We start from the raw sequence: 25,738 nt of genomic DNA, 5'->3' as shown, positions 1-25,738 counted from the left end.
ATAGCCCTGCTCCGCATATTCCTTCACCTTTTGAATCGCCATCTGCGCACTCCTGCCCGGACGATAGCCGTAGCTTAAATCCGAGAACAACGGTTCGTAGATTGGGGTTAGCTGCTGTGCGATTGCCTGCTGGATGATGCGGTCTACGACCGTTGGGATTCCCAACTTTCGTACCCCGCCATCCGGCTTAGGGATTTCCTTCCGGCGCACCGGCTGGGGCTTGTACTTCCCTTGCCGAATTGTTTCCAGAAGTTCTTCCCGGTGTTCTCTCAGCCAAGGCAGCGCATCCTCGACGGTCATTCCGTCGATTCCCGGCGCTCCTTTGTTGGCTTTGACCCGCTTGTAGGCTCTGTTCAGGTTTTCCCTACTTAGAATCCTTTCAAGCAAGTCTGCACCGCCCTGTTCCTTTCCTTCCTGACTGCCAACACTCTGCGCTCCCGCATACCCTTTGTGTTCCGCACTATCTCTTTGTGGGCAGCTCAGGCTTCCCTGATATTCTGCGTTCTTCATGTTGACCTCCTTCCGAAATCTACTAAGGACTAACGATTGTTCAGCCCTTTCCGGATTTTTTTTCCGGTACTATGGCCTCTGCTGACTTCTTGCCGTTCGTTGTTACTGCGCATTTTTTTTTGCGTCGGCAAGACCTCCCCGGGTACTCACACATTCTTTCCCTCTTTACCTGCCGCATTTACCGAAAGCGATTCCGTGTAGCTACTGGGCTTTGTTTTGTTATGCAAACTTACCCTCGCTGACGGCCTTATATGCGATTTCTGTTCGTCAGGCCAGAGTTTTGCCCATTGGGAGACCTTTCAACTCCCAAAATCCGGCTTTCTTCAGATTCCACCTCACGATGGACACCCTTGCCTTTGGCTAGCCCTTCCCGCTACCGGGCGGACTCGGGACTTTCACCCTATAGAACGTGCGCTCACCGGGCGCACATATCGTAAAAAGCAAAGACCATTGCGGTCTTTGCTTTTTTTCTGCAATTTTTTACTGCACACGCAGGAGGAGGGCGATCTCGGAGCCGTTGAGCGGCTCGGTCTCCGCCTCGTCGGCGAAGCACTCATACTTGAGGACCGCGCTGTACTCCCCGGCCGCGAGGGCCCGGCTCAGCGTCTGCTGCGGGGCGGTCTGCCCCGGCGCAAGCAGGTCGGAGCGCCAGAGCGCCTCGCCGTCCAGCAGCAGGGAGATACGGAAATAGCAGGCATTGTTCTCGGGGTTATAGAGCGGCATGCTCTGCTCCTGCGCGCCCGCCTGCAGGCTCAGGAAATCGAAGCCGGGAATGGAGATGGAATCCGGATCGGACGGCTCTGTCTGCTGCGCGGACGGCGCATCCCCGGCAGCCGCCGTTTCCGTCCCGGCCGAACGGCACTTCCCGCTGCAGGTGCAGGCGGCAGGCATCCGCGCGTTCACGACCGCCAGCGTAATGCCGACGGACAGCGCGGCCACGGCGGCAAGCACCAGAATCGCCAGTGCGGCGAGCTTTGCGTTCTTTTTCATCCGTTACGCTCTCCTTCCCGGTCAGCGCGGACTCAGCCCGCGGCGTTGGCCGTTTCCAGAGAGGCCGTGAAGGTGATGGTGTCGGAATAAGTACCGGCAGCGGCATGCTCCCAGGCATAGTCGCTGATGCGGGCGACGACGAGGCAGCTGCCGCCGTTGCCGTTGACTTCCTTGGCCGAGAAGTCTCTGCCGCGGAAAATGGGCGCGGAACCGTTGACGGCGGAGGCGAAGATGTCCTCCGGGCGATAGCTGATGCGGGCGGAAGAGTCGCTGTCGTTCACGAGGCAGAAGTTCGTCGTGGTCTCAGCAGTGACCTTGACATACTGGTCGTTCGTGATACGGCCGGTGACCTTCACGCTGCCGATGGTGGCGTTCTTCTCGCCGTAGGGGATCTCCACGGTCGCGGGGATCGTGAGGACGTAGGTCGAGGGGACCGTCGTGGTGATGGTCGTGGTCTGGGGAGCTTCTTCTGCGCTGGCTGCAGCGGCGAGGGACGCGAGCATCAGGACGGCGCAGAGGATGGCAAGGATCTTCTTCATGTTTATCACTCCTGAATTGTATTACAGTCATCTGACTGCCCATCTTTTATACCGGAAATGCGCCGTTTCCTCTATCAAAAACCTGTTAAATTTCGGATAAATCCGTGCGGTCACGCCTTACCGAGCAGGCAGTCGGCAAGCACCTGCGAGAAAATATCCGCGCTGCGCAGGGCCTCCTCGAGCGAATTTCCGGCCGTGCCGACTTCCAGCAGCATAGACCGCGGCGTGAGATGCTGGTTATAGCGCGAGGCGCGCAGCAGCAAATCGCGCATGAGGCCGGGCGCGCGCTGCTCGCACAGGGCCTGCAGGCGGGCGGCGTTGGCCAGATTCTGCCGCCAGCCCGGATGCTCCAGCCCGGAGCCGTTCGAGCCCATGACAAGCAGGAGCTTCGCACAGGCCTCCCCGTCCACGTCCGCACGCAGGGCCAGCTGTGCGCCGTCGTCCGTCTCGAGCGAGTCGCGGTGAACGTCCAGCACCATCTGGATGGACGGGTAGCGCGCCAGCCAGTCCTCCGCCAGCCCGGCCATGCGCGGGTAGGCATCGTTATAATTCCCGAGGTCGATGAGTGACGTCTCGTGCACGGCCGGGATGCCGCGGGCGTTCAGCGCGTCGGCAATGGCCTGCCCGACGCGGACGACGCTCTTTTCCGGGTCCGTGGAGTGGAAATCCGGGCTGCCGGCATAGGCCTCCGTGGCGTGAGTATGGATGATAAGGACGAGCGGCCCCTCCTGCGCGCGATCAAGCGCGAGAGCCGCCTCCGGCAGCGCGTCCGGCTCCAGCGGCAGGCCGGAGCGGTTATCGATCGTCACGGCAGGCAGGTCCGGCGCGTCGTGCGACGGCGGCTCATAGCACAGCGTCGGCCAGCTGCCGTCCTGCGCGGGCTCCGGAGCATCCTCGGCGGCCTGCGTCGGCGCGGCGACGGAGACCAGATGCGCCCGCAGCCCCGGCTGCGCCGCCAAGCGCACCACAACGGCCGCCAGCAGCACGGCAAAGCACAGCCAACGCACGCTCAGGCGGAATTTTGTCTGCATGGTAATCCCTCCCGCAGAATCTATATGCCGCAGGAGGGCAGAATAGAACCGCGGGAGGGAAATTTTGCCGGGCCGACAGTCGTGCGTTGTAAGGGAGCGGACAGCCGGGCCCGGCGCCGCGTTGGCGATTCGTTCAGGGTATCGATAAAATGGCATGCGCCGATTGCGTCTGTAGCGGCGCTCCCTGAGCGCCTAAGGCAGTCACAAATTTGAAGGCATTCCCGTCGACCGCACCGGCTCCCAAATTTGTCATTCCGAGGAGCGAAGCGACGTGGGAATCTCGCAGTACCAAGCTGAATTGTAGGAAAGCTATCGGCAAAATCGTGACTGCCTGCACGAGATTGCCACGGGCGCAAAGCGCCCTCGCAATGACAATTCGGAGGCGTTCACCATCTTAACGACAGCCCATGCGTATCGCAACCGCAGCGCCGGGCCCGGCTGTCCGCTCCCCTACATTGGCGTGTGCGGTCGGCGGGAGTGCACGGAAATTTGCAACTGCCCATGGCGGTCACTACCCGTAAAGGGCACGCCGCATCCGTAAGGCGGCAGAGCCGCCAACGGCTGCGCAGTGACCGCCGCTACAGACGCAATCGGATTTACGTTATTATCGGCAGCCTGTACGGACTGCAAGTGCCTTCCCGAGATTGCCACGTCGGCCTGCGGCCTCCTCGCAATGACAATTCGGAAGTGCATACCATTTTAACGATGGCCTGTACGGATCGGCAGCGTTGCGCCGGGAGGGGACAGCCCGGCCCCTACAGCGTGCGACTGGCTGCTTCGCGCGTAACTATCCACTGTCCATTTTCAATGATCCGTTTTCCTGCATATCATATTATATGTCAAGGCAGCCGCCAATCGACCGGCTGTTCTCCGTTCTCCTGCAAAAAGGCATTGATCTGCGAAAACGGGCGGCTGCCGAAGAAGCCGCGGTAGGACGACAGCGGGCTTGGATGCGGCGCGCACAGGACAAGGCGCGGGGCGGCGCTCTGCAGCAGCGGCCGCTTTTTCTGCGCCTGCGAGCCCCAGAGGACGAAGGCCACCGGCTGCGGCAGGGCGGCCATGGCGGCAAGCACGACATCCGTGAAGCGCTGCCAGCCCCACGCCGCGTGGCTGTTCGCCGCGCCGCGGCCGACGGTCAGGACCGTGTTGAGCAGCAGGACGCCCCGCTCCGCCCACGGCGTCAGGTCGCCGCCGGACGGCTGCGGCAGGCCGAGGTCCGTGTGCAGCTCCGTGAAAATATTGCGCAGCGACGGCGGCAGGCGCTCACCCTGCGGGACAGAGAACGCAAGGCCCATGGCCTGCCCCGGCTCGTGATAGGGGTCCTGCCCGAGGATGACGGCCCGCACGCGCTCCGGCGGCGTGGCGGTCAGGGCGAAGAACGTGCGTTCCTCCGGCGGGTAGACCGTTCCGGCGGCCCGCGCCGCCCCAACCCGCTGCAGCAGCGCCGCAAAATACGGGGCGCGCAGCTCCTGCTCCAGATACGGCGTCCACGCGCCGAGATCGATAACCTGCATGGCAATTTCCTCCGAATTTTCTCCGATTTTCCCCGGTTTTTCTTGACAGAGGCGGGGTTTTGTGGTATGTAGAAGATAAGAAACGAACTGGAAAGGTTGATAATATGAAACGAATCGCGATTCTGACCGGAGCAAGCTCCGGCATGGGCCGGGAGCTGGCGCTGCAGCTGGCCCAGTGGGAGACGTTTGACGAGCTGTGGGTCATCGCCCGCCGCGCCGACCGCCTCGAGGCGCTGAAGGAGCAGGTCCCCTTCCCCGTGCGGCCCATCAGCCTCGATCTGACGGACCCGCAGGCGCTGGAGCTCTACCGCGACCTGCTGGAAAACGCCCGGCCGGACGTCGGCCTGCTGGCGAACGTCGCGGGCTTCGGCAAATTCGGCCGCTACGACCAGATCCCGCTGGCAGACTCCCTGAAGATGATCGACCTGAACTGCAAGGCCCTTGTGGCCATGACGGAGCTGACGCTGCCTTACATGAAGCGCGGCGCGAAGCTGCTGAACCTGGACTCCCTGTCCGCATTCCAGCCCGTGCCGTATCTGAATGTCTACGCCTCGACGAAGGCCTTTGTGCTGAGCTATACGCGCTCGCTGGCGCGTGAGCTGCGGCCGCGCGGCATCCGCGTGATGGCCGTCAGCCCCGGCTGGGTCAAGACGGAATTCTTTGACCACGCGCTGCAGACGAGCAACGACGCCGTGACATATTACAACCGCCTGTATGAGGCGAAGGACGTGATGAAGACGGCCCTGCACGACCTGTACCGCACGAAGAAGGACGTCTCCATCCACGGCTTCCCCGTGCGCTGGCAGGTGCGGCTCGTGAAGCTGCTGCCGCATAAGCTCGTGATGGATATCTGGATGAAGCAGCAGAAGCACAACAAGCTCCCGGACGAGGACTGAAGAGGGGGCTTTCCCGCAAAACCGGGCAGGCAAAATTACGGGAAGCCGCCGGTCGTGCGTTGTAGGGGGCGGCGTCCTCGACGCCCCGTGACACGTCCCCGATTCGTGCCGGGTATGATACAATGGCGATGGCTTCCGATTTGTCATTGCGAGGAGGCCGCAGGCCGACGTGGCGCCCTGAGCGCGCAGCGCGAGGAAGTGCCCTTGGGGTGCAATCTCGGGCAGGCAGTTGCGATTTCGCCGGAGCTTCCCTGTGATCCGGCATGGTACTGCGAGATTGCCACGGCCCCTTCGGGGCCTCGCAATGACAAGCTTGGGAGCCGGTTCCATTTTAACGATGGCTTGTACGCGCTGCAAGTGCAGCGCCGGGCCCGGCTGTCCCCTCCCCTACATACAAGGATGCCAAAACTGTTCAGAAAGGATGACGTACCATGAAAAAACTCGTATCCCTGCTCACAGTCTTTGCTCTGGTCCTGCTGTCTGCCTGCGCATGGTGGAGCGAGCCGGACCCCGACAACATGCGCGATGAAACGCTCTGGGCCCTCTCGTCGCCGGAAACGCTGCAGACGGTCTTCCCGGACACGGCGGCCACAGGCGAGGAGCAGGACGGCCTCCTGCCCGTCGGAACCGTGAACTATGAGAGCCGCGTGGAGGATGGAGAAGCGACGTGCACGGTCACGCTGCACATCGGCGGCAGGGACTACGCCTGCACGGTGGAGGGCAGCGTCGTGACCAACAAGCTCAACGACACCTACACCTGCACGCAGGGCATGCTGACCGGCACGATGGAGGCCGACGGCACGCAGTGGACCGTGACGGGCCTGCTTCGCGAATTCAACACAACGTCCCGCATCATGCTGTCGCTGGAGTTCCTCCCGGCGGAATATGACCCGGACGCGACGCCCGCATGGCTCGTCATCGGGCCGGACGTCACGACCGGCGAGCTCCGCGAGGCCTATGAGGCCTATTACGGAGTGGCTGAGGGCGAATAAGAACGCCTGCCTCCAGTCGTGCGTTGTAGGGGAGCGGCATGCCGCTCCCGGCGCTGCACCGGCGATTCGTGCCGGGTATCGATACAATGGCAGGAACCAATTGTGTCTGTAGCGGCGCTCACTGCGCATCCGTTGGCGGCTTTGCCGCCTTACGGATGCGGCGTGCCCTTTACGGGCGGTGAGCGCCTATGGCAGTTGCATATTTCTGCGCGCCTCCGCCGACCGTGCAATGCCCCAGGTTTGTCATTGCGAGGAGGCCGCAGGCCGACGTGGCGCCCTGAGCGCGCAGCGCGAGGAAGTGCCCTTGGGGTGCAATCTCGCAGGACCCGGGTGGATAACAGGGCAACTTCGGCGAATTCGGAAGTTGGTGCGTGAGATTGCCACGGGCGCGAAGCGCCCTCGCAATGACAATTCGGAAGTGCATACCATTTTAACGATGGCCTGTACGGATCGGCAGCATTGCGCTGGGAGCGGCATGCCGCTCCCCTACAATGGCGTGAACGGTCGCCGAGAGTACCCGGAAATTTGCAGCTGCCAATGGCGGTCACTGACCGCCGCTACAGACGCAATCGGTGCATATCATTTTAACGACGGCCTGTACGGACTGCAAGTGCCTTCCCGAGATTGCCACGGGCGCGAAGCGCCCTCGCAATGACAATTCGGGGGCATTTACCATTTTAACGATGGCCTGTACGGGCTGCAAGTGCGGCGCCGGGCCCGGCTGTCCGCTCCCCTGCAATCTCACCACGAAAAACGCCTGCTGCAGCTGCAGCAGGCGTTCGTTTTATCTTCTCCGGGACTTTGTCTTGTGCTCATACTGGCGGCAGCCCGCGATGCGGCTGTCGGAGTCCGACATGAACTGCTTCAGCTTCTCCTCAAAGGTCTGCGGACCCTTGGGCGCACTGTCCTGACGCGGGGGGCGTCTGTCCTGCTGCGGACGGCGGTCCTGCTGGGGACGGCGCTCGCGCCGCTCCGGCTCCTGCGTCCGCTTGATGGAAAGGCTGATTTTGCCCGCCGGGTCAATGCCGATGACCTTGACCTTGACGTCCTGCCCCTCCGTCAGATGATCGTGGATGTCGCTGACATATGTATTGGCGACCTCCGAAATGTGCACCATGCCCGTGCGGTTTTCCGGCAGGGTGATGAATGCACCGAATTTTGTGATGGACTTGACCTTGCCCTCGAGTAATGCGCCGACCGTGAACTCCATATACGCCGTATTGCCCTCCGTTTATTTGTCGCTGTCGATAAAAATCATTTCGCCGTCTTCGACGAGATTCAGGCGTTCCCGCGCGATCTTCATCACGGCCTCATCCGTCCCGACGTTGGCGATGTCCTGCTCCAGAGCCAGATTGGCCTGCTGCGCGCTGGCGACGTCTGCCTGCAGAGCCGCTGCCTGCTGGCGGGAGTCGCTGATCTGCGGCTGGAGGGTGACCACCGTCACGATCGCGTAGATCATGACCGCGAGGATCAGAAGTTTTGTAATGAGTGATGATTTTCGCAGGCGCATCCTGCTCTCCTCCCACGCTGTTGGTATCGTACCGCCGCATGCGGCGGTGTCTGTTTTTTATTGTAACCGATTTTTTCGCCGATGAAAAGATGTTTTTCGAAAAAATTCCCGTTTTTTCGAAAATTTTTTTGCTTCCGCGGGCAAGGAGCCGTCCGGGGGCCGTAAAAAGTTTCCAGAAGCTTCCAAAAACGGGCAGAAGCAGGCGGCTCAGCCCGGCAAAATAGCCCGCTGCGCCCAACGCGCTGCCCACGAGGGCGAAGATGCGGAACTGCCCGCCGCCGATGCGCAGGGCAAACCACAGATTCGCCGCAAGCACGCTCAGCGCGAACCAGAGGTCGAGCGGGTGCGTCAGCCAGCGCGCCCAGCGGCGCAGGCCGCGCAGCAGATCGTAATGCAGGCCGAGTGCCGCCCCGAGGGCGGCGGACAGCAGGAACTGCCGGGCCTGCAGCAGCAGCGGCTGCTCCATTCAGCGCAGCAGGCGCGAGAACAGGCCGCCCTTACGCTGCGCCTCCTCATAGGACATCGCGTCCACGGTCCCGTCCACGGCGACCTGTCCGCCGTCGATGGAGAGCGTCTGCAGGTGCAGCTGCTGCCCGCGGATGACGAGGACGCCCTTCGTCGTGTGCAGCACGACGGATTCCTCGTCGAAGCTCTCCACCTCACGCACGCCGTTCACGCTCAGCCGCGCGCGGTTCTCCAGCCGCAGCTCATGCGGCCCGTCCATTGGTTCCTTTGCCATGTTCCACCGTCTCCTCCCCTGTGCCGTATGGTCATATATACGCACCGGCAAGGGGAATTATGCCCGGAAATTGATGGCGAAAAACAGGCGGGGCATCGATGGCGCGTTGTGGGTGCGCGGCATGCCTCGCCCGGCGCTGCACCGGCGATTCGCGTTGGGTATCGATACAATGGCATGCACCAATTGCGTCTGTAGCGGCGCTCACTGCGCAGCCGTTGGCGGCTTTGCCGCCTTACGGATGCGGCGTGCCCCTTGCGGGTTGTGAGCGCCTTGTGCAGGGCAATTCAACCGCAGAAGTGCTCTGGTGCACTACTGCACCACCTTGATGTGTCATTGCGAGGAGGCCAACGGCCGACGTGGCGCCCTGAGCGCGAAGCGCGAGGAAGTGCCCTTGGGGTGCAATCTCGGGAAGGCAGTTACGATTTCGCCGATGGTCCTCCTGTTATCCGACCGGATACTGCGAGATTGCCACGGCCCCTTCGGGGCCTCGCAATGACAATTCGGTGGCGTTCACCATTTTAACGATACTGTGTACCAGTTGTTAGTGCCTGCAAGGCGCTCACAACCCGCAAGGGGCACGCCGCATCCGTAAGGCGGCAAAGCCGCCAACGGCTGCGCAGTGAGCGCCGCTACAGACGCAATCGGTTTTCACCATTTTAACGACAACCTGTACCAGCTGGCAGCGTTCCGCCGGGAGCGGCATGCCGCTCCCCTACAATGGCGTGTACGGGCTGACAGTGCCTTCCCGAGATTGCCACAGGCGCGAAGCGCCCTCGCAATGACAAAATTGAAAGTCGGTGCGGTCGGCGGAGTACCCGGAAATTTGCAACTGCCCTAGGCGCTCACAACCCGCAAGGGGCACGCCGCATCCGTAAGGCGGCAAAGCCGCCAACGGCTGCGCAGTGAGCGCCGCTACAGACGCAATCGGTGTGTACTTTTTTATCGTCAGCCTTTACGAATCGCCGCCGTCGCGCCGGGAGCGGCATGCCGCTCCCCTACAATGGCGTGTACGGGCTGACAGTGCCTTCCCGAGATTGCCACGGGCGCGAAGCGCCCTCGCAATGACAATTCGGGAGTGCACGCCATAAACGGAAGGCGGGCCGCCGGGCGGCCCGCCTGCTTTTCAGTTCAGGGTATTTTCGGCGGGGACGGTATCCGTGGAGCCGGCTTCGGAGAAGTAGGCCGTCAGAATATCGCGGGCGATGGTGCCGAGCGTGCCGCCCTGCGCGCCCTTTTCCACATAGATCGCAATGGCGATCTCCGGGTCGTCCGCCGGGGCATAGAGCACGAATGAGGCGTTGTCCGAGCCGCCGGAGCCATGCTGGGCCGTGCCGGTCTTGGCGCAGACGGCCACGTCATAGCCGACGAAGGCACTGTAGGCCGTGCCGGAGGTGACGGCCTCGCGCATGCCCTCGGAATAGGCGGCGTAGGCCTCATCCGAAATGTCGAGCGTGCTTGCCACAACGGGCTGGTTCTCCAGAACAAGCTCCTGATAGTCCGACGAGAGGACGCGCTTGAGCAGTGTGGCCTTGTAGCGCACGCCGCGGTTGGCGAGCGCCGCCGTATAGGAGCACAGCTGCAGGGGCGTGAAGCGGTTTTCCGACTGGCCGATGGACGCGGCGACGGTATCGGCGTCGTACCAGCCGTCGTGGCCCTCGTCGTAGAGCTCCTTCTTCGTCTCCGGATTGGCGCGGCGGCCGGTGGCCTCCGGCAGCTCGATGCCGGTCGGCTCGCCGAGGCCGAGGGCCTTGGCGGTGTTGTCGATGGCAGTGATGCCGGTGCGGTAGCCCGCCTCATAGAAATAGTAGTTGCAGGAAACGGCCAGCGCCTTCATGACGTTGATGAGACCGTGCGTCGCGCCCGTCGTGGTGTAGAGCATACAGCGCGGCATATAGCCTGCGTCCTCAAAGCGGGTGTAGACGCCCTCGTCTTCGATCTCCGTCCAGCGGCTGATGGTCCCGCTGTCGATGGCGGCGATGGTCGTGACCATCTTATAGGTCGAGCCGGGCGGATAGGGCAGGCCGAGCGCGCGGTTGTTGAACGGCTTGTAAGGATCGGCAGCCAGCTCGTTATAGTTCGTATTATAGGTGGAAAGGTCATAGGTCGGGTAGCTCGCGCAGGCCAGCACCTCGCCGGTCTTGACCTTCATGACGACGACGGCGCCGCCCTCGGCGTCCTTGCCGTTGCCGGAGGCGCCAACGCCGTTCTCGCGCAGGCTGAGGATCTTCGCGGCCAGCGATTCCTCCGCGACCTTCTGCAGGCCAAGGTCGATGGTCGTTTCGATGTTGTTGCCCGCGACGGGATCGACGGCATAGTGCTCCTCAAGGATGTTGCCGTCGGCGGTGATGGTCGTCACGCGCGTACCGTCCGAGCCGTGCAGCTCCTCCTCGAAGGCCTGCTCCAGCCCGTCCTTGCCGATATAGGCATCCATGGCATAGCCCTTGCTCTCATAGGTCTCCCAGTCCGTGCCGTCCATCTTGCCGATGGTGCCGAGGATGTGGGCGGCGAGCGTGGTGTTGTACTGGCGGACGCTCGAGGTCTCGACGTTGAGGCCGGGGATGTTCAGCTCTGTGATGGCCGCGAGCGACAGCGCGTCGACGTCCGTCATGAGCACATAGGTGTCCAGCGTACCGATATAGCGCCGCAGGTCCAGCTCATAGCGCAGCGAGATCACACGGCGGCACTCCTCCTCCGTCCAGTCGGCGGGCAGGTGGTAAATCTCCTTGAGCCAGCGAATGAGCTGCGGGGCAGAGACATCCGTATCCCAGCCGCGCTCGGTGAGGAAGGTGCGGAAATAGCCGTCCCACAGGGATGAGCCGCTGTCGACATAGGCATAGGGCTTTTCCTGCGTGACGGGGAAATGGTCCGTGTATTCCAGCCCCAGCTCGCTGCACAGGTCCACCAGGCGGCGGAGGTTCTCGTTCGGCGCGTCGGCGCTCATGAGCACCTCGCGGACGATGACGAGATTATAGCTGGCGCGGTTCCCGACGAGGACGTTGCCGTTGCGGTCCAGAATTTCGCCGCGGGCAGCCGTCACACGCGTGTGGTACGTCACGGAGCCGCTGGGCGTGGGATCCTGCTCCGCGGCCTGCGTGATCTGCACATTGTGCAGGCGGACGGAGAACACGCCCGCCATGACGGCGATGAGCAGCACGAGCACGCCCACGCGGAAGGCAAACTTATGTTGATTCATGGTACTCTCCGATTTTTGCGATGCATTTGACGAGGCCGTAGACCGCAGGCTGCACCGGGAGCGTCACGAGCAGGCAGCGCAGGGCGCGCCCGGCCTGCTCCCACGCGACGCCCGCGAAGAAGTGCTTCATCAGGAGGATGAGGCCCTGCTCCACGGCAAGCGTGACAAAGCAGACGAGCAGCGACGGCAGGAAGCGGTTTGCCAGCACGGCGCGGCACAGGATGCTGCCGAGCACGGGCAGGACCGTGAGCACGAGCAGGCAGACGCTGCCCTGATCGATGCCGGACAGGCACCAGACGAGCGAGGCGATGAGGGCGAACGTGCCGCCGCGCTCCGGGCCCTCGCGCAGGCAGACGCAGGTGATGACAATGGCCACGAGGTCCGGATGCGCGCCCAGGATCGTGCGGTTGCCGAAGACGACGGTCTGCACGAGAAGGGCCAGCAGGAACAGGGCGGCATAGAGCGTCCAGCGCAGGATGCGCAGCCACTGGCGCGGCGTGATATAGAGCTTGTCAAGCATGGCCGCTCACCGCCTTATTCGCTGACATAGTCCGTGATGACGAAGACCTGCTCAAGGTCCTCGAGATCGGCGGCGGGGCGCAGCATGGCATACTTCGCCACGCCGGTCTCGTCGAAGCCCGCGTCCTCGACATAGCCGAGGATCAGACCCTTGGGATAGACGGTCGAGCCGGTCGTGACGACCTGATCGTTATTGCGCAGGACGGCATCCGAGGGCAGGTAGTTCATGCGCAGCTTGCCGGAGGCGTTCGTCGTATACGCGCCCTGCACCACGCCGGTGTAGCCCGCCGAGGCGACGGAGGCGCTGATCTCCAGCGACGTGTCGAGCACGGTCGTGACCGTGGCCCAGTTCGGGCCGATGTCCGTGATGAGGCCGACGACCTGGCCGTACTCCGTCACGACGACCATGCCGGTCTCCAGCCCGGAGCGCGTGCCCTTGCCGATGGTGAACGTGCTCTTCCAGCTCGAGGAATCCCACGAGACGATGTAGGCCTCGTTGAAGCGATAGTCCTCGTGCTCCTCCTGCAGGCCGAGCAGCTCCTTCAGGCGCTCGTTTTCGCGCTGCAGGGAGTCGGCCGTGCGGACCTCGTTCTCCATGGAGCTGATCTGACGGCGCAGATAGTCGTTCTCGGCCGAGAGGGATTCATAGTTGAACAGATAGTTATAGTACCGCTCCGCCTGCCGCGTCAGCGCGGAAAACCCGCTGCGAAACGGCGTGAGCACTGCCTGCACGGTGCGCGAGCCCCACGCCGTGCCCGAGAGCGCGGCGGTCAGGGCCGTGGCGGCAGCCAGAAGGACGGCCAGCAGCAGGATGAGCCTGACGCGGCCGCGAAAAAGCTTTTTCAAGGGTAAACTCCAATCCTGGGGCAGAGAGATCAGCAGCCGAGCAGCTTCACGCCGAATTTTCGCAGGATCATGGCCAGCGGGCACACCGGCAGCCCCATCACGTTATAGTAATCGCCGTCCAGACCGATGACGAACATGGCCGCAAGGCCCTGAATGGCGTAGGCACCCGCCTTGTCCATCGGCTCGCCGGTGGCGATGTAGGCGCGGATCTCCTCGTCGGACAGGGTGCGCATGCGCAGCGTCGTGGTGACGGTCAGATTCTCGCAGTCGTCGCCGTGCAGGACGGTCAGGCCGCTCATGACCTGATGGTCGCGCCCGGACAGGCGGCGCAGCATGGAAAAGGCCTCGCTCTCGGAGTGGGGCTTGCCCATGACGAGCGAATCGCACACCACGATGGTGTCGGCCGAGATGATGATGTCGTCCGGCATGCAGTGCGGCTGCACGGCCTTCGCCTTTTCGAGGCTGACGCGGGCGACCTCATCGGAGGGATGACGGAAGGGGTCCATGGTCTCGTTGGTGTTTACGGCACGGACCGTGAATTCCAGGCCCATGCGCTCGAGCAGCTCTTTCCGCCGCGGGGATTTGGATGCGAGATAGATCTCCATGGCAAATACCTCTTTATATAAAAATTTAGGATATACGGATCTGGGGAAAGTGGAAAATTGAAAATGGAAAGCGGACAGTTTTTCAAAGCTGTCAGTCGTGCGTTGTAGGGGCGGGGACAGCCAGGCCCGTCCGCGAAGCGGCAATCGCAGCACCAATTCGGTGCAGCGCACCGTTCCCATTACCGTGCCGCCCTGATGTGTCATTCCGAGGAGCGAAGCGACGTGGGAATCTCCTGCAACCGGTTACGTTTTTGCCGAGGCTCACTTGTTATCCAACATGGTACTGCGAGATTGCCACGTCGGCCTACGGCCTCCTCGCAATGACAAACCTTCGGCGTTCGCCGTTTTGCTGACAGCCTGTTTATTACACCAGTGCAGCGCCGGGAGCGGCATGCCGCTCCCCTACAATGGCGTGTGCGATCAACGTGAGTGCCTTCCCGAGATTGCCACGGGCGCAAAGCGCCCTCGCAATGACACGTCAGGTGGTGCTGTGGTGCACCAGCGCCCTCCTGCCATTGAATGGCTCTGTACAAGGCGCTCACTGAGCGCCGCTACACCCCATATTCTGGCTTTCACCGTTTTATCGTTAACCTGTACGGATCGGCAGCATAGCGCCGGGAGCGGCATGCCGCTCCCCTACAATGGCGTGTGCGATCAACGTGAGTGCCTTCCCGAGATTGCCACGGGCGCAAAGCGCCCTCGCAATGACAAACCTTCGGCGTTCGCCGTTTTGCTGACAGCCTGTTTATTACACCAGTGCAGCGCCGGGCCCGGCTGTCCCCTCCCCTACAGCGTACCAATGGGCCAATGCAGCGCCGGGAGCGGCATGCCGCGCCCCAACAGTTTCCTTGTAATTACGACTCACTCGACCCCTCTGTAATACAGTCCGCGGGTGCAGGCGCCGGGGTCGAACGGGGCGTTGAGGTTCGAAAGCACCGTGTCGATCTCGCCGGGGTTCTCCGTTGTGAACGACAGGCGCAGCGCCCACAGGCCGAAGCGGCGCAGGTCCTCGCGCTTGTCGAGGAGGTACAGCTTCTTGCCGTTGAGCACGACGCTGCGGCAGGTGCCGCAGTCGCGCACGATACGGAATTCCTCGCCCTTGCGGTCGATGAGCTTCACCGGCCCCGCGCCGCAGGAGCACTCGCCGGTCCGGTTGCGGATGAGGCAGTTCTCCGTGAGCATGAGCGGCAGGCGGCCATAGACGAGCATCTCCGTGGGCAGGGGCTTTGACAGGTCGCGGAGCTGCGGCAGCGTCAGCTCAAACGAGGCCGTGAGCGAGCACAGGCCAAGGTCGCGCAGCTCCGAGGCCGCGCGGGAATTCGTCAGGTTCAGGCCGAAGTCGCCCGCCGCCTCCATGCCGCGGGAGCGCAGCAGGGACAGCTGGCCGACATTGCCCGTCAGCGCCCGGCGGATGCCGAGAGAGGCGGCAAGGTCCAGCGCATCGAGCAGGCGGCGCGTCTCGCTGTCCCAGACGATGCGGGGCAGCACGACGGCAAGCGTCTGCCGCGCGGCAAGGCTGCGGAAAAAGTCCGGCCGGGCCGCGATCTCGGACAGGGGGACATACAAAACCGCGGGCTTCAGCCGCAGCAGGCGGCCGGTGATCTGCCCGGCGGACAGCACGCTCACGGTGAACACCGGCGCGGCGCGCGTGCCGAGCACGGGCGGGAGCGCGCGGTAGGACAGCAGCTGCGGCGCGGGGCGGCGCGCCCGCACGGCGGAAAGATGCGCCAGCACCTCGCGGCGCATGCGGTTGATCTCCGCGGCGGGCAGCGTCAGGCCGGGGTCGACGACGCTGCGCACGGAGCGGGCGGCATAGGGCGTGCCGCCGGTTTTGGAAAGGCGGGCGGCAAGCTCGTCCTGCGTCAGCGCGCGCCGTTCGGCGTCCTGCGGGACGGCCCCCTGCGTCTGGCAGATGTGGCCGTCGGCATCCTGCACGGCGAGCATGGCGTTCTGCCCGTGCGCGACGATGGCGTAAAAATCCACCGGCACGCGCTGGGGCTCGAGATTTTCATAGGTCGCGCGGGCGGCGGCAAGCAGCTCGCGGTCCGGCCGCTCCGGCTGGCGCGTGCCGAACATCTGCGGGCCCGTGCGGCCGAGGTAATAGCCCTCCGTGAAGCCCTCGCGGGAGAAGGCGGCGCGCAGCGCGGAAAGGTCCGACGAGCGGACCTCGCGGCCGTCGAGCGCGGCGCGGTAGATGCCCGTGACGATGGCGACATACTCCGGGCGCTTCATACGGCCCTCGAGCTTCAGGCTGGCCACGCCCATGCGCGCCAGCTCGCCGAGGTAGCGGATGAGGCAATTGTCCTTCAGGCTCATGGGATAGCGGTTTTCAAACCGGCCATAGCCATAGGGCAGGCGGCAGGGCTGGGCGCACTGGCCGCGGTTGCCGGAGCGGCGGCCGATGACGGCCGACATATAGCACTGGCCGGAATAGCACATGCACAGCGCGCCGTGGACAAAGACCTCGATGCGCACGGGGCTGTTGCGGCAGATATAGGCGATCTCCTCGCGCGGCAGCTCGCGCGAGAGCACGACGCACGAAAAGCCGAGCGCGGCAAGCTCGCGCACGCCCTCGAGCGAGTGCACCGTGAGCTGGGTGGAGGCATGCAGCGCCAGCTGCGGGGCGATCTGGCGGGAAAGGGCCGCCACGCCGAGGTCCTGCACGATGAGGGCGTCGACGCCTGCGCGGGCCGCGGCCGTGATATGCTCCGCGACCTTCGGCAGCTCGCGGTCCGTGACGAGGGTATTGAGCGTCAGGTAGACCCGCACGCCGCGCACATGGCAGTAGCGCACCGCCTCCGGCAGCTCGTCCAATGTGAAATTGCGCGCACCTGCGCGGGCATTGAACCCCTCCGCGCCCAGATAGACCGCATCCGCGCCGTTGCAGACGGCGGCGTGCAGCGCATCAAGGGACCCGGCGGGGGAGAGCAGTTCGAGCATGGCGGAAACTCCGTTTATCAACATTCCGGCATCAGCCGGGAGAAAAGTGTAAATTTAGTGAATACTGAAAACTGAATCATTTCATGCGGCGACGGGCCGATGGTGCATTGGCCCGTTGGTACGCGTTGTAATTGGCCCGTTGGTACGCGTTGTAGGGGAGGGGACAGCCCGGCCCGGCGATAAATTGACGATTTGTACAGGCTGCCGTTAAAATGGCACGCACCAATTGCGTCTGTAGCGGCGCTCACTGAGCGCCTTGCAGGCTGACAAGTTATAGGGTGGCATCGCCGACCGTGTCGACTACCAGATTTGTCATTCCGAGGAGCGAAGCGACGTGGGAATCTCCTGCAGCCGGTTACGTTTTCGCCGAGGCCCACTTGTTATCCGGCATGGTACTGCAAGATTGCCACGTCGGCCGTTGGCCTCCTCGCAATGACACATCAGGGAGGTACGGCGGTGCACCAGAGCCCTTCTGCGGTTGAATATTCCCCTGCAAGGCGCTCACTGAGCGCCGCTACAGACGCAATCGGTTTGTACCTTTTATCGATGCCCTGTACCAATCGATGGTGCGACGCGGGGCATGCCCCTCCCCTACAATGGCCCGTGCGAAAAGGCCGTACGCGCCCGATAAATGTTCGATTTTTATTATAGCATAAACCCTGAGTAAAATGCTACAATCCGGCGGGAAATTTCGCCGAAAAATGTCGGGCCGATTCGGCAATTTCACCAGAGCCGGGCCTGCGCCGCGTGGGGAGGCAAAGTGGAGCGCATGCCCCGTTGGTAGACATAATCCCGCGCCCTGTTTGCAGACCCGTGCACATTTCCTTGAGTTATCCCCAGTTTGCACAGGTTTATACACAGGGATTTTGGGCTGTGCAGGCCGTCTCCCCGCCCGAAATCCGGGGACTTTGCCCACAAAGCGGCAAAAATTTTGGCGTTTTCCACAGCCTGTGCAGGAAGCCGTGCCCCGGCCTGTTCAAAAATGCCGTTATGGGGTTCCGACAAAAAAGAAGACGGCCCGCCGCAGGAATTTGTTTGCTTTCCGGAGGAAAACATATGGACGAATGCGGAAAGATTTGATATAATGGAGCCGTATTCCCATGTGAAAGGAGCCGTATGCCATGATTGGAATGTCCGCAGTGATCTTTATTCCGGACGATACGGCAAAAACCGGATATCCGCAGCCCCTGATGCTGCAGAGCGTCATGGGCGCGCCGCTGCTCGCGTGGCTGGCGAACGCTCTGTTCGACAGCGGTGTCGGGCGCTTCTTTTTGGTCTGTCACGACCGCTATGTCGAGGCGGCCCGCGCGTGCCTGCCCGCCGAAGCAGAGGTCATGACCACGATGGACAGTGATCCCGCGGACCTGCTGCATGTATTCCTTTCCACCGCAGAGGACGCGGAGCACACCATCACCGTCGTCACCGGCCCGGCCGTCTATCTGCCGCAGCTCGCCCCGCAGGCCGCAGGGCGCTTCCCGCGCGTCTACGGCGTCTCCCGCGAGGAGCTGATGCAGGCGCTCGACGAGCATTTCTCCTTTGCCCGCTTCCTGCTGGACAGCGGCTCCCCCATGAACGAGGAGCAGGCCATGTATTCCGTCGCCTCCCCGGCCGAGCTGCCGGAGATCGCGGGCCTGCTGCAGCGCAACCGTCTGCTGGCCCTCGCCCGCACGGGCGTGGAGATCTATGACGCGTCCAGCTGCTATGTCGAGCCGTCCGTGCGCGTCGCTCCCGGTGCGCGCCTGCTGCCCGGCACGATGCTGCGCGGCAAAACCGTCATCGGCGAGGAGGCCGTCATCGGCCCGTGGAGCGTCATCGACGACTCCGTCATCGGCGCGCGCGCCGTGGTGAACGCCTCGCAGGTGCGCGACTCCCGCGTGGGGCAGGACGCCGTCGTCGGTCCCTATGCCAGCGTGCGCGGCGGCTGTGAGCTTGGCCGCAGCGTCCGGGCAGGCAGCTTTGTCGAGCTGAAGAACGCCCGTCTGGGCGAAAATACCCAGGTGCCCCATCTGGCCTACCTCGGCGACACCGAGGCCGGCGCCAACTGCAACTTCGGCTGCGGCGTGACCACCGCGAACTTTGACCGCGTGCAGAAGCACGAGACCGTCGTGGGCGAGGGCGCCTTCATCGGCTGCAACACCGCCCTCATCGCCCCGCTGCAGGTCGGCAGCGGCGCTTACATCGGCGCAGGCTCCACCATCACGGAGGACGTCCCCGCGCAGGCGCTCGGCATTGCCCGCGCCCGCCAGTCCAACAAGAAGGAATGGGCCGCAAAGCACAAGAAATAATCCATCGCGCTCGCAAAATATTGAGCGCCGTGCGGATGCGGCGCTCGGAAAATAGAGAGGTAACGAAATGATTGCTCACGGAAAAGAGATCAAGGTCTTCACTGCGAATGCCAACGTGCCCTTCGCAAAAGGAATCTGTGCCGAGCTGGGGCTGGACCTCGGCGACAGCACCGTGACCGCCTTTGCAGACGGTGAGGTCTCCGTCTCCATCAACGAATCCGTCCGCGGCTGTGACGTGTTCGTGGTGCAGTCCACCTGCAAGCCCGTCAACAACAACCTGATGGAGCTGCTCATCATGATCGACGCCTTCCGCCGCGCCTCTGCAGGCCGCATCACCGCGGTCATTCCGTACTTCGGCTATGCCCGTCAGGACCGCAAGGCCAAGGGCCGCGACCCCATCTCCGCCAAGCTGGTGGCGAACCTCATCACCCGCGCGGGCGCTGACCGCGTGCTGACGATGGACCTCCACGCCGCGCAGATCCAGGGCTTCTTCGACATCCCCGTGGACAACATGCTCGGCAACCCGCTGTTCACCCGCTACTATATGTCCAAGTTCGACGAGAAGCTCTTCAACCACGATGAGTTCTGCGTCGTTTCGCCGGACGTCGGCTCCGTCGCCCGCTCCCGCACCTTCGCGGCCAAGGTCCACATGGGCCTTGCCATCGTGGACAAGCGCCGTCAGCGCGCCAACATGTGCGAGGTCATGAACATCATCGGCGACGTCGAGGGCAAGACCTGCATCCTGTTTGACGACATCGTCGACACGGCCGGCTCCCTGTGCAACGCCGCTGAGGCCATCAAGACCATCGGCAAGGCCAAGGCCGTCTATGCCTGCGCCAGCCACGGCGTGCTCTCCGGCAACGCCACGCAGCGCATTGAGGACAGCTGCATCGAGGAGCTCATGGTGCTCAACACCATCCCGCTGCCCGCAGATTACACCGGTAAGAAGATCCACCAGCTCGATGCCTCGCCGATCTTCGCCAAGGCCATCACCCGCATCTATAACGAGACGTCGATCTCGAGCCTGTTCTGATGCTGTTTTCCAAAGCGCCCGCCTGCGGCTGGCTCGTCGTGGGTCTGGGCAATCCCGGCCTGAACTATGCCCGCACGCGGCACAACGTCGGCTTCCGCGCCGTCGATGCGCTGGCGGAAAAGCTCGGCGTGAAGATCGACCGCGCCCGCTTCCGCGGCCTGACCGCGCAGGCATCCGCAGGCGGCGAAAAGCTGCTGCTGCTCAAGCCGCAGACGTTCATGAACGACTCCGGCCTGTCCGTGATGGACGCGGCGCGGTTCTACAAGCTGCCGCCCGAGCGCGTGCTCGTTCTGTTTGACGACATTTCCCTTCCGGTCGGCCGTCTGCGCATCCGCGCGGACGGCTCCGCCGGGGGCCACAACGGCATCAAGTCCATCATCGGCGGGCTGAACAGCCAGAGCTTCCCCCGCGTGAAGATCGGCGTCGGCGCGAAGCCGCATCCCGATTACGATCTGGCGGACTGGGTGCTGTCGAATTTCACCGGCCCGGAGGACAAGCTCATCACCGAGGCGGCCGTCCGCGCCGCCGACGCCGCGCTGGAGATCATCGCCCGCGGCGTCCCCGCCGCCGCGAATGATTATAACGGCGCGGGCCCGCAGTAAACGATCGTAGGGGCGGGGACAGCCAGACCCGGCACTGCGCTGGCAACTCGTACAGGGTAACGTCATCATGGTGAACGCCCCCGAATTGTCATTGCGAGGGCGCTTTGCGCCCGTGGCAATCTCGCAGTACCATGTTGGATAACAAGTGGGCCTCGGCAAAAAACGTAACCGGTTGCAGGAGATTCCCACGTCGCTTCGCTCCTCGGAATGACAAGTTTGAAGGTCTTGTGCCACGGAATTCACACTTCAAAACCTGCAACTGCTAGAGGCGCTCAGTGAGCGCCGCTACAGACGCAATCGGTGCACAGCGTTTTCACGGCAGCCGGTACGAACCGTGAGTGCCTCCCCAAGATTGCACCCCAAGGGCACTTCCTCGCGCTTCGCGCTCAGGGCGCCACGTCGGCCGTTGGCCTCCTCGCAATGACAAATCGGGGGCCCCTACCGTTTTTACGATAGCCGGTTCGAATCGGCGGTTTACCGCCGGGCCTGGCTGTCCCCTCCCCTGCAAAACAAATCATATCTGAAATTCTGACGGAAAGTGGGATAATTCCTGCTTTCCGCATTTTGACATGCTCAAAATTCCTTTTTCCGGAGGTGTATCATGGAGCTGATCCTCGATCTTCTGCGGCGGCTGCCCGATTATCCCCGCCTGCGGACCGCGCTGGAGAGCGCGCAGGCCGTCGGCGTATCCGGCGCGGCGCAGATCAACCGTTCCCATCTCATCGCGGCCCTCTGCCGCGACACGGCCCGCCCCGCCGTGGTCGTCTGCCAGGATGAAATGGCCGCACGGCGCACGCAGAGTGAGCTTGCCGCCTTCCTCGGCGCGGAGGCCCCTATCCTGCCGACGCGCGACCTGATGTTTTATGACGCCTCCGCCATCTCGCGCGGCTGGGAGCAGCAGCGCCTGCGCTGCCTTTACGATCTGGCGCGCGGCAAAACGCCCCTGCTCCTGACGACGCTCGAGGCGTTTTCCCTGCGCACGATGCCGAGGGCGCAGCTGTTCTCCGCCGCGATGCGCCTGCTGCCCGGCGCGCAGCTCGAACTGGACGAGCTGATCTCCCGCCTGCTGCACGCGGGCTACTCCCGCTGCTCCCTCGTGGAGGGCGCGGGCCAGTTCAGCGTGCGCGGCGGCATCGTGGACATCTTCTCCCCGGCGGAGGAGCGCCCGGTACGTCTGGAATTCTTCGGCGACGAGATCGACACCATGGGCTATTTCGACCCCGTCACGCAGCGGCGCGTCGAAAATGCCGATGAGCTCGTCATCCTGCCCGTGGCCGAGACGCTGCCTGCCCTGCACCCCGGCGGCATCGAGGGGCTGGCGCGGGAGCTGGACGGCCTGCTGGCCCGCCAGCGCCGCCGCAAAACGCCGAACGAGGCTCTGATGCGCACACTGCAGGCTGACGCCGACGCGCTGCGGGGCGGCCTTGCCTTCTCGGCGGCCGACCGCTATCAGGCCCTCATCTATCCGGAGTTCGCCTGCGCGGCGGACTACCTGCCCGCCGAGGCGCTGGTGTTCTTCTGCGACCACGGCAACCTCCGCCGCAGCGCGCAGCGCGCGCAGGAGGAGCTGGGCATGATGCTCGACAGCCTGCTGCAGTCCGGCCTGCTGTGCGGCGAGCTGTGCGATTTTTCCGCAGACTGGGAGCAGCTGTGCGGCCGCGTGGCCGGGCACGGCGCGGCGTTCTTCGACTCGTTCCTCGCCGCGAGCTACCCGCAGAGCCTGCAGCCGTCGCTGCTCGTGAATGTCACGGCCAAGCAGCTGCCGTCCTACGGCGGCAATCTGGATGCGGCAGCCTCGGACCTCGCGTTCTATCAGAAAAATGACTATGCCTCCCTTGTGCTGTGCGGCAACCGCCGCCGCGGTGAGATCCTCGCCCAGCAGCTGCGGGAGAAGCATCTTTCCGCCTTCCTCGCCTTCCCGCTGGCAAAGCTTCCCGCGCCGGGACAGATCCTGCTGACGGACGGCGCGCTTCCGTTCGGCATGGAATACCCTGACCTGCGCTTTGCCATCCTGACGGAAGGTCAACTGCTGGCGCAGACCGCTCAGAAACCGCGCAAAAAGCATCAGAAAGCGACCAACCGGCAGAAACTCAGCTCGTTTACGGACCTTTCGCCGGGCGACCTCATCGTGCATGAGTACCACGGCATCGGCCGCTATGTCGGCATGGAGCAGATCCGCGTCGACGGCATCGTCAAGGACTATGTCAAAATCGCCTATCAGGGCACGGACACGCTGTATGTCCCGGCGACGCAGCTCGACCTCATCTCCAAATACATCGGCGGCGGCGAGGACACGGTCGTCAGGCTCAACAAGCTCAGCGGCGACCAGTGGCAGAAGACGAAGGCCCGCGCAAAATCCGCGGCCAAGGACCTTGCCGCCGGGCTCATCCAGCTCTATGCCGAGCGCAGGCGCCGCATGGGCTATGCCTTCGCGGCCGACACACCGTGGCAGGCGGAGTTCGAGGATAACTTCCCCTACGCCGAGACGGACGATCAGCTGCGCTGCATCGAGGAAATCAAGGCGGACATGGAGTCGCCGCAGCCTATGGACCGCCTGCTGTGCGGCGACGTCGGCTTCGGCAAGACCGAGGTCGCGCTGCGCGCGGCCATGAAGGCCGTGCTCGACGGCAAGCAGGTCGCCATCCTGGTACCGACGACCGTGCTGGCGCAGCAGCACTACACGACGGCCCTCAACCGCTTCCGCGGCTTCCCCGTGAACATCGGCGCGCTTTCGCGCTTTTCCACCCCGCAGCAGCAGCGCAAGGTCCTGTCCGACCTGCGCACGGGCACGCTCGACCTCGTGGTCGGCACGCACAAGCTGCTGCAGAAGGACGTGGAGTTCCACGACCTCGGCCTTCTCATCGTGGACGAGGAGCAGCGCTTCGGCGTGACGCACAAGGAAAAGCTCAAGGAGCTGGCCCGCGGCGTCGACGTGCTCACGCTCTCGGCCACACCCATCCCGCGCACGCTCAACATGGCCCTGTCCGGCCTGCGCGACATGTCCACCATTGAGGAGCCGCCGCACGACCGCTACCCCGTGCAGACGTTCGTGCTGGAATATGCCGAGCCGGTGCTGATCGACGCCATGCGGCGCGAGATCGAGCGCGGCGGGCAGGTGTATTATCTGCACAACCGCGTCGAGAGCATCGAGCAGTGCGCCGCGCGCATCAAGCGCGCCCTGCCGGACGCCGAGATCGCCGTCGCCCACGGCAAAATGAGCGAGGAGGAGCTCAGCGACGTCATGCAGCGCATGGACGAGGGCGAGGTGCAGATCCTCGTCTGCACGACCATCATCGAAACGGGCATCGACATTCCGAATGTCAATACCTTGATCATTGAGGACGCCGATAAGCTCGGCCTTGCCCAGCTGCATCAGATCCGCGGGCGCGTCGGCCGCAGCAGCCGCCATGCCTATGCCTACCTGACGTTCCGCCGCGGCAAGGTCCTCACGGAGATCGCCGAAAAGCGCCTGAACGCCATCCGCGACTATGCGGAGTTCGGCTCCGGCTTCAAGATCGCCATGCGCGACCTCGAAATTCGCGGCGCGGGCAACCTGCTCGGCGCGGCACAGTCCGGCCACATGATCTCCGTCGGCTATGACCTCTACCTCAAGCTGCTCGAGGAGGCCGTGCTCGAGGAGCGCGGCGAGCCGTCGCCGGAGGAGAGCGCCTGCACGGCCGACCTCGACGTCACGGCGAACATCGACAAGGCCTATGTGACCTCGGGCGAGCAGCGCATGGACCTCTACCGCCGCATGGCGGGCATCCGCTCGCAGAGCGATGCCGACGAGCTGCTCGACGAGATCGTCGACCGCTACGGCGACCCGCCCAGGGGCGTCATGAACCTCATCGCCATTGCGCTGCTGCGCGCCCGCGCCAGCGCCGCCGGCATCCGCGACATCGCCCAGAAGGGCCGCACGCTCCGCTTCCGGCTGGCGCAGTTCGACTTTGCCGTCGTCTCCCGCGTGGCCGGGCAGTACCAGAAGCGCATGTTCGTCGAGCCGAAGAGCGAAGAGCCTGCCATCACGCTCCAGCTGACCGCGAAGGAGGATCCCCTGCAGGCCGCGGAAAGGTTCGTAAAGACCTATCAGGGAGAGTAGACGCTGCACGCTTTGCAGCGGCAAGAGCAACACGGGATACAGCGGTGTACGGACATGGGACACAATTCACAGCCTTGCGATCGTTCGGTGAATCATAACGTGCCTCGATCGTCCGGAATGGTGAGTGGACAGCAGGAATTGCCGTCCTCCCTCCGGAACCCGCCCTTGAGATCCGCCTGCCACATGTCGTTGCAGGCATCCTTCCCGGACCGCGTGAGCGCCCTGCACCTCCGGGACTCCTCAATGCTGATGCAGCCGTACCGACGCAGGATGCTGTATACATTGTTTTTGCAGATATGCTCACCATATTGCTGCACTGTACATGACATTTTCTTGCTTACCGCCCCGAAAATTTTCTCAAAAAATTCTTCGCCTTCCCCTCTTGACAAAGGCAAAAAATATGATTATAATCAGCTTGTCAAAAAAGTCCCTTTGGACTTTTTCGCCAAGCTGCTTCCAGAATTGCAAAATAGAATTTTGCAGCATTATTTTGCAATTCTGCCGCTGCGGCGGGTTATGGAACGCGAAAGGACACCCTGACGGTTTCCTTTCACACTATCCTTCCCTCCGAAACTTTTGGCTTGGCAGTTTTTTTGACAGTCTGAATGCACCTAATTTCAAACGACAAACCTGTGAGGAAGAAGAGTAGCACAGCACAGGGCATCCCAAGAGAGCTTCGGGCGGTGAGATCGGAGCGGTGCGCAGCGGTGTGAATGGCCTTCCGAGGGCGGCTTGAACGGGAAATTTTCCCAAGTAGGGTCCGACGGGAACCCTCCCGTTATCCGTGGGGTACGCATGATGGTGCGTAAAAGCGAGTGGACATCGCAAGATGTCAATTTGGGTGGTATCGCAGAAGCAAAGGCTTTTGTCCCATGTGGGGCAGAAGCCTTTTTTG

General features: G+C 63.2%; 19 protein-coding genes, 1 pseudogene and 1 other annotated feature. Of the genes and pseudogenes, 6 read left to right on the top strand and 14 right to left on the bottom strand.

Translation table 11 applies throughout. From position 1 onward, the window contains the following. The 5 genes from ACMKFF_RS05090 to ung form a co-directional block, all read right to left on the bottom strand. On the bottom strand, positions 1-510 hold a 510-nt coding region (locus ACMKFF_RS05090), incomplete at its 3' end, for a reverse transcriptase domain-containing protein (protein ID WP_419496258.1). A 480-nt stretch (positions 511-990) separates the two neighbouring features. After that, positions 991-1,500 (bottom strand): hypothetical protein, encoded by a 510-nt coding sequence (locus tag ACMKFF_RS05085; protein WP_419496257.1) that lies wholly within the window; start codon positions 1,498-1,500, stop codon positions 991-993. A 32-nt stretch (positions 1,501-1,532) separates the two neighbouring features. Next, positions 1,533-2,039 carry a hypothetical protein gene (locus ACMKFF_RS05080; RefSeq protein WP_418464277.1) on the bottom strand — a complete coding sequence of 169 codons (507 nt, stop codon included), beginning with the start codon at positions 2,037-2,039 and terminating at the stop codon, positions 1,533-1,535. Positions 2,040-2,149: 110 nt separating this feature from the next. Continuing rightward, the gene (gene spoIIP / locus ACMKFF_RS05075; RefSeq protein WP_419496256.1) at positions 2,150-3,070 is read right to left on the bottom strand and encodes a stage II sporulation protein P; all 921 of its coding nucleotides are present in this window, start codon (positions 3,068-3,070) and stop codon (positions 2,150-2,152) included. An 839-nt stretch (positions 3,071-3,909) separates the two neighbouring features. Continuing rightward, complete coding sequence (ung, locus tag ACMKFF_RS05070) at positions 3,910-4,584, bottom strand: uracil-DNA glycosylase (protein ID WP_419496255.1); 675 nt, start codon at positions 4,582-4,584, stop codon at positions 3,910-3,912. A gap of 104 nt (positions 4,585-4,688) precedes the next feature. On the opposite strand from ung, the gene ACMKFF_RS05065 reads away from it, so the two are divergent. Both ACMKFF_RS05065 and ACMKFF_RS05060 read left to right on the top strand, forming a co-directional pair. Continuing rightward, positions 4,689-5,480 (top strand): SDR family NAD(P)-dependent oxidoreductase, encoded by a 792-nt coding sequence (locus tag ACMKFF_RS05065; protein ID WP_419496254.1) that lies wholly within the window; start codon positions 4,689-4,691, stop codon positions 5,478-5,480. A 431-nt stretch (positions 5,481-5,911) separates the two neighbouring features. Continuing rightward, entirely contained in the window at positions 5,912-6,472 is a 561-nt protein-coding gene (locus ACMKFF_RS05060; RefSeq protein WP_419496253.1) for a hypothetical protein, read from the top strand. A 784-nt stretch (positions 6,473-7,256) separates the two neighbouring features. On the opposite strand, the gene ACMKFF_RS05055 is transcribed toward ACMKFF_RS05060, so the two are convergent. The 9 genes and pseudogenes from ACMKFF_RS05055 to ACMKFF_RS05015 form a co-directional block, all read right to left on the bottom strand. Continuing rightward, positions 7,257-7,682: a S1 RNA-binding domain-containing protein gene (locus ACMKFF_RS05055; RefSeq protein WP_349134444.1), complete on the bottom strand. Its 426-nt coding sequence runs from the start codon at positions 7,680-7,682 to the stop codon at positions 7,257-7,259. Between the two features lie 21 nt (positions 7,683-7,703). Beyond that, positions 7,704-7,982 carry an FtsB family cell division protein gene (locus ACMKFF_RS05050; protein ID WP_349134445.1) on the bottom strand — a complete coding sequence of 93 codons (279 nt, stop codon included), beginning with the start codon at positions 7,980-7,982 and terminating at the stop codon, positions 7,704-7,706. 214 nt (positions 7,983-8,196) lie between these two features. Further along, positions 8,197-8,448: pseudogene (gene yabQ / locus ACMKFF_RS05045) on the bottom strand (spore cortex biosynthesis protein YabQ); the annotation flags it as partial. Next, a complete protein-coding gene (gene yabP, locus ACMKFF_RS05040) occupies positions 8,449-8,721 on the bottom strand; it encodes a sporulation protein YabP (protein ID WP_349134446.1) in 273 nt (90 codons plus the stop codon). It lies immediately after the preceding pseudogene. A gap of 1,123 nt (positions 8,722-9,844) precedes the next feature. Further along, positions 9,845-11,914: a penicillin-binding transpeptidase domain-containing protein gene (locus tag ACMKFF_RS05035; RefSeq protein WP_419496252.1), complete on the bottom strand. Its 2,070-nt coding sequence runs from the start codon at positions 11,912-11,914 to the stop codon at positions 9,845-9,847. Beyond that, complete coding sequence (locus ACMKFF_RS05030) at positions 11,901-12,434, bottom strand: hypothetical protein (protein ID WP_417325761.1); 534 nt, start codon at positions 12,432-12,434, stop codon at positions 11,901-11,903. The genes ACMKFF_RS05035 and ACMKFF_RS05030 overlap by 14 nt, the downstream gene beginning before the upstream one ends. Before the next feature lie 14 nt (positions 12,435-12,448). Next, a complete protein-coding gene (gene mreC, locus ACMKFF_RS05025) occupies positions 12,449-13,279 on the bottom strand; it encodes a rod shape-determining protein MreC (protein WP_349134451.1) in 831 nt (276 codons plus the stop codon). 29 nt (positions 13,280-13,308) lie between these two features. After that, a complete protein-coding gene (locus ACMKFF_RS05020; RefSeq protein WP_349134452.1) occupies positions 13,309-13,884 on the bottom strand; it encodes a Maf family protein in 576 nt (191 codons plus the stop codon). 861 nt (positions 13,885-14,745) lie between these two features. After that, complete coding sequence (locus ACMKFF_RS05015) at positions 14,746-16,824, bottom strand: DUF3656 domain-containing U32 family peptidase (protein WP_419496251.1); 2,079 nt, start codon at positions 16,822-16,824, stop codon at positions 14,746-14,748. A gap of 1,121 nt (positions 16,825-17,945) precedes the next feature. Between ACMKFF_RS05015 and ACMKFF_RS05010 the strand changes: the two genes are divergently transcribed. The 4 genes from ACMKFF_RS05010 to mfd all read left to right on the top strand — a co-directional run bounded on the left by ACMKFF_RS05010 (position 17,946) and on the right by mfd (position 24,843). Beyond that, positions 17,946-19,109 carry a hypothetical protein gene (locus tag ACMKFF_RS05010; RefSeq protein WP_419496250.1) on the top strand — a complete coding sequence of 388 codons (1,164 nt, stop codon included), beginning with the start codon at positions 17,946-17,948 and terminating at the stop codon, positions 19,107-19,109. Between the two features lie 67 nt (positions 19,110-19,176). Further along, on the top strand, positions 19,177-20,142 hold the full coding sequence (locus ACMKFF_RS05005) for a ribose-phosphate pyrophosphokinase (protein WP_367927655.1): 966 nt from the start codon (positions 19,177-19,179) through the stop codon (positions 20,140-20,142). Beyond that, a complete protein-coding gene (pth, locus tag ACMKFF_RS05000; RefSeq protein WP_418486528.1) occupies positions 20,142-20,744 on the top strand; it encodes an aminoacyl-tRNA hydrolase in 603 nt (200 codons plus the stop codon). The genes ACMKFF_RS05005 and pth overlap by 1 nt, the downstream gene beginning before the upstream one ends. 601 nt (positions 20,745-21,345) lie before the next feature. Further along, positions 21,346-24,843, top strand: a complete 3,498-nt coding sequence (mfd, locus tag ACMKFF_RS04995; RefSeq protein ID WP_419496249.1) for a transcription-repair coupling factor — start codon at positions 21,346-21,348, stop codon at positions 24,841-24,843. 623 nt (positions 24,844-25,466) lie between these two features. Continuing rightward, positions 25,467-25,719 (top strand) — a binding site (T-box leader). The last annotated feature ends 19 nt before the right edge of the window (positions 25,720-25,738 follow it).

The sequence above is a fragment of the Faecousia sp. genome (assembly GCF_048519415.1).
Classification (GTDB): domain Bacteria; phylum Bacillota; class Clostridia; order Oscillospirales; family Oscillospiraceae; genus JAZOXB01.
Note: the sequence above shows the minus strand (reverse complement) of the source record. Positions and strands in the feature narration are given on the sequence as shown.